The 4,413-nt window shown below is 34.6% G+C and carries 3 protein-coding genes; 2 read left to right on the forward strand and 1 reads right to left on the reverse strand.

Annotated elements, in window-relative coordinates; genetic code table 11:
• The first annotated feature begins 277 nt into the window (after positions 1–277).
• Both BA053_RS05320 and BA053_RS05325 read left to right on the forward strand, forming a co-directional pair.
• The gene (locus BA053_RS05320; protein ID WP_065094888.1) at positions 278–889 is read left to right on the forward strand and encodes a superoxide dismutase; all 612 of its coding nucleotides are present in this window, start codon (positions 278–280) and stop codon (positions 887–889) included.
• Entirely contained in the window at positions 886–2,157 is a 1,272-nt protein-coding gene (locus tag BA053_RS05325) for a M16 family metallopeptidase (RefSeq protein ID WP_065094889.1), read from the forward strand. The genes BA053_RS05320 and BA053_RS05325 overlap by 4 nt, the downstream gene beginning before the upstream one ends.
• Positions 2,158–2,208: 51 nt before the next feature.
• Here BA053_RS05325 and BA053_RS05330 read toward each other — a convergent pair whose 3' ends face one another.
• Positions 2,209–4,122 carry a hypothetical protein gene (locus tag BA053_RS05330; RefSeq protein WP_065094890.1) on the reverse strand — a complete coding sequence of 638 codons (1,914 nt, stop codon included), beginning with the start codon at positions 4,120–4,122 and terminating at the stop codon, positions 2,209–2,211.
• Between the last annotated feature and the right edge of the window lie 291 nt (positions 4,123–4,413).

The raw sequence follows: 4,413 nt of genomic DNA on the forward strand, positions 1-4,413 counted from the left end.
AATTGAACATAAGACGCCGATACATTAAGTAATCCTTACCTTTTAATCTGCAGATTGGCGAAAGCAAATACAATAGCTTCAGTTTCATGATAAGGGGGTTGGCGAAGGGTGTCAAGTAACTTTTGCATTTAATCCATTTCTATGGCTTATATAATAATCGTTATTGTAGTATAATTTAGAATAATGCAATAGATACCTAAATGTTTTAGCTATTAATTATATGTTGCACAAGAGCACATATTGCAATACTATCTAGGTTAGAAATTGAGGAGGTTGAATGAATTTTACTTTACCTGAATTACCATATGATAAAACAGCTTTAGAGCCTTACATATCTGCAAAAACTTTAGACTTTCATTATGATAAGCATCATAAAGGGTATTTAAATAAACTCAACGAGCTGGTTGAAAATACGGATTATCAGCATGTGAAAATTGAGGGATTAATAACAGAAGTTCATGGTAATAGCAGCAACTTGCCTATATTTAATAACGCAGCACAAGTTTGGAACCACACTTTTTATTGGAACTCAATGAAAAAAAATGGTGGTGGTAAGCCTAAAGATAGTAGTCTTTTAGCAAAAAAAATTCAGGACGATATCGGTGGCTTTGATAAATTTTATGAAGAATTCTCCAATTATGGAGTAAGCCAGTTTGGTAGTGGATGGGTGTGGTTAGTGTTTGAAAAAGGAAAGCTTAAAATCACCAAAACTCCAAATGCAGATTTGCCATTAATTTATGGTCAAGTTCCATTACTCACTATGGATGTGTGGGAGCACGCCTATTATTTAGATTGTCAAAACCGTAGAATTGACTACATAAAAGTTTTCCTTGATCATTTGATTAATTGGGATTTTGCAGAAGAGAACTTAGAAGAATATATGAGATGAATATACCCCAGGTAACAAAATTAGATAATGGTCTGCGCATAATAACTGAGCAGGTGCGTGATATTGATTCCGTAGCTTTAAGTATACGAGTTGGTGTTGGCAGTAGAGCGGAAAGTGCAAATCAAAATGGAATATCCCATTTTCTAGAACACATGGCTTTCAAAGGGACGAAGACAAGAACTGCCTTTGAAATTGCAAAAGCTTTTGATGACATAGGTGGAGTTTTCAACGCTAGCACCGGTAGAGAAAGCACCACCTATTATGCAAAAGTTCTCAAGAAGGACATCAAAACTGGTATTGATATATTAATAGATATATTGATGAATTCAACATTTCCAGAAGATGAATTGGAACGTGAGAAGGGCGTTGTAATACAAGAGATTTTTCAGACTAATGATTCACCAAGTGACATTGTTTTCGACAAATATTTTGAGGCAGCTTATAAAGATCAACCTTTCGGCAGGTCAATCTTAGGCACGCAAGATACTGTAAAATCTTTTACTCGAGAAGATCTAGATAATTACATAAATGAGCATTACTTTGGTGAGAATATGCTATTTGCCGTTGCAGGAAATGTTGAACATGAAGAAGTTGTTGCATTAACCAAAGATTTTCTCTCAAAGATTCATTCTAAAGAGCTGAAAAAAAGCCAAAATGCGAGCTGTACTGGTGGTGAGTATTTAGAACATCGTAAATTAGATCAGGTGCACTTGCTAATTGGTCTACCTAGTGTTTCTCGCCATGACGATAAATATCACACGTTTCAAGTGCTTGATTCTATATTAGGGAGCGGAATGTCATCACGTTTATTCCAGGAAGTAAGGGAAAAGCAGGGATTAGCTTACTCTGTTTATTCATTTAATTCCAGCTACACTGATACAGGGATGTTTTCCATTTTTGCTGGCACAGATAGTAGTAACTTAGATAAGCTTTTAAAATCTATAACGACAGAGTTGAAAAAGTTGTCTACAGATAATCTGAAGGAAGAAGAGGTAAATAGAGTGAAAGAGCGAGTAAAATCCCAAATTTTGATGTCACGCGAAAGTGTTAGCTCACGTGCTGAAACATTGGGACACTACTACGGTAACTATAATAAATATATCAGTAAAAGTGAATTAATAGAAAAAATTAGTGCAGTTACCACTGCTAACGTAAAAAAAGCAGCAAAAGAATTATTATCTCAGCATGAAAAAACCACTCTAGCTGCAATTGGAGAAATTAAATCATTGCCAAGTTACAATAAAGTGGTTTCTATGCTTAAAGCTTAGTGCATTAGTTTTAATTCTTCTGTCAGTTAACTCTTGTTTTTTACACATAAATCACTTATTTCTTCCAATCCCTTCTATATTTCTGCTTTGTATAACCCTTTCCGTATAATTTTTAGTAGGTACTGGTGGTGCAAGTGGTTTTTTGCTTACAGGGTTTGAGTCTATACCTTTCTTTTGCCGATGATAGTTCTGTGCTTCTTGAACGGTCTGAAATATAGGCTCCCCATCATTATAGTTTCCTCTCACAGAGTTTGAGTTTATGTCTTTCTTTTGCCGATGATAGTTCCGTGCTTCTTGAACGGTCTGATGTGTAGGCTCCCCATCATTATAGTTTGAGTTTATATCTTTCTTTTGCAAATCAGCGTTCAATAACTTTGATATGTTTTGCTCCAGCTGGTCGCCTTTATAATTATTGTTAAGATCTTTGATTTTCTCTTTTTTCTCGATTATTTGAGCTAAGGACTCGACAATAATATCTTTGTTTATTCTTGAAGCATCTATTGGCTTACTTCCTTTGACAGTAATTTCACTACTTCCTTGCTTATTACTTACATTATAGCCCTGCCCTTCAATTTTTGTTGCCACTTCTCTTCTAAATAAATTGCAAATAGCATTTATTACCTCTTGAATACAATCTTGAAAAAAAGCTTTGATTGCCTTGAATTCTTGTGCTAAGGAAACGATTTGAATATGTGCGTATTTTTTACCTGGTGATAACTCTTCAGCATTCTGGTATATAGATTCTATTTGCTGAGGGTCAAGCATCATTGCATGACGTTTTGAGCGTGTTGGGTTTGCTTGTGTTTCGGATGACGACATGTCCTTAATATCTTGTTTTTTATTCTCACCATCAGCAACCATACCATCACTTGATTTCCTTTTTTGAGGAAGTGATGATAATAACTCTTCAGTGTTCTGATATATGGGCTCTTTTTTCCTAAGATTTTCGTTTTTGTTATCATTAAGCGCCTTATCATGTAACTTTGTGAATTGACTAAAATTATCTTGTATTATCTGCTGAACGTCTATTGGTTTACTTCCTTCAACAGTAATCCCACTTTCTCTTTCCTCACTACTCACACTATAGCCTTGCTTTTTGATTGCTTCCATTACTTGTTTTTTAAAAGCATCTTGAACATTATGTATCGCTTTTTTTGATCTAACACCATCTTCATTCAGAAGAAGCCTAATTCCTTTCATTTCTTCTTTTAAGGAGATGGTGCTTTTATTAGCTGTAGCATATAGTGATTCTTCTTCCCTTAAATTTTCATAAATTGGTTCTTGTACCAAGTTAGCATTGACAAACTCCTGTACTCTTTCTAGATAACCAACATTTTTGTCCTCTTTAGGTACTTGAATGCCTTCAAATTTAATATTGTTTATATCTTCAACACTCAGCCCATTTTCTTTAAGCCATCCCTTTCTTTTGCTCATTGATTCAACGAACTCATTAATTCTTTTTATGTTACCCACACTATCATCAACCAACATAACAGTTTTTGGTAACCGACCATTGTGATTGTTCTTATAATTCACAATTGCCTCACAGATGTGCAAATTCTTTCCGACTTGACTTTGTTGTTCTCTAACATCTAACTCTTGCAACTGACTATCATAATCTCCTGGAAACCCACCAAATACAGAAATACTACCTGTTTGTTTTTCAGATAAACCTAAATAATATTCCGCTACTTTTTTTACAGCATTTGGATATCCTGTATATGATGCAATATTAACTTCTATTCCACCTGAAAGTGCAGATTGTAATGTAGATTTCAACCTCTCTTCATTTTTTATTCCACCTGTACTCCCTAGAAAATTTCCTATATCAATGTCAGTCACTGCATTATTTTGAGTAGAAACAAAGTCACTTTTGCTTAACCTAGAAAAAGCATTGTGCATGTGCCCATTAGTAATAGTGTTATCAAAGTCAAATATTAATAGGGTATTGTTTCCTTTAGCCATATCTTCACCTCTAATCCTTACAAATCATGGATAAAGGTTAACATTAATAGATTAATTATTTATTATAGCACTTCTGAAGGAAAAATAATAAAAGGAAGAGTTAACAGAATAGACTTCTTGCATAACCCAAACTAAGTAGAAAAAAGGTATAGCTATACCGCCGCGGTATCTCTAGATCCCGCTAACACGTAGCGGGATGACGAATTACTTAACCATCATCTACACCGTCATACCGCGATTCATTCGCGGTATCTCTTAACATAGATCCCCTACTATACCTTAACATAGATC

Source organism: Wolbachia endosymbiont of Nomada ferruginata (genome assembly GCF_001675785.1).
GTDB lineage: Bacteria > Pseudomonadota > Alphaproteobacteria > Rickettsiales > Anaplasmataceae > Wolbachia > Wolbachia pipientis.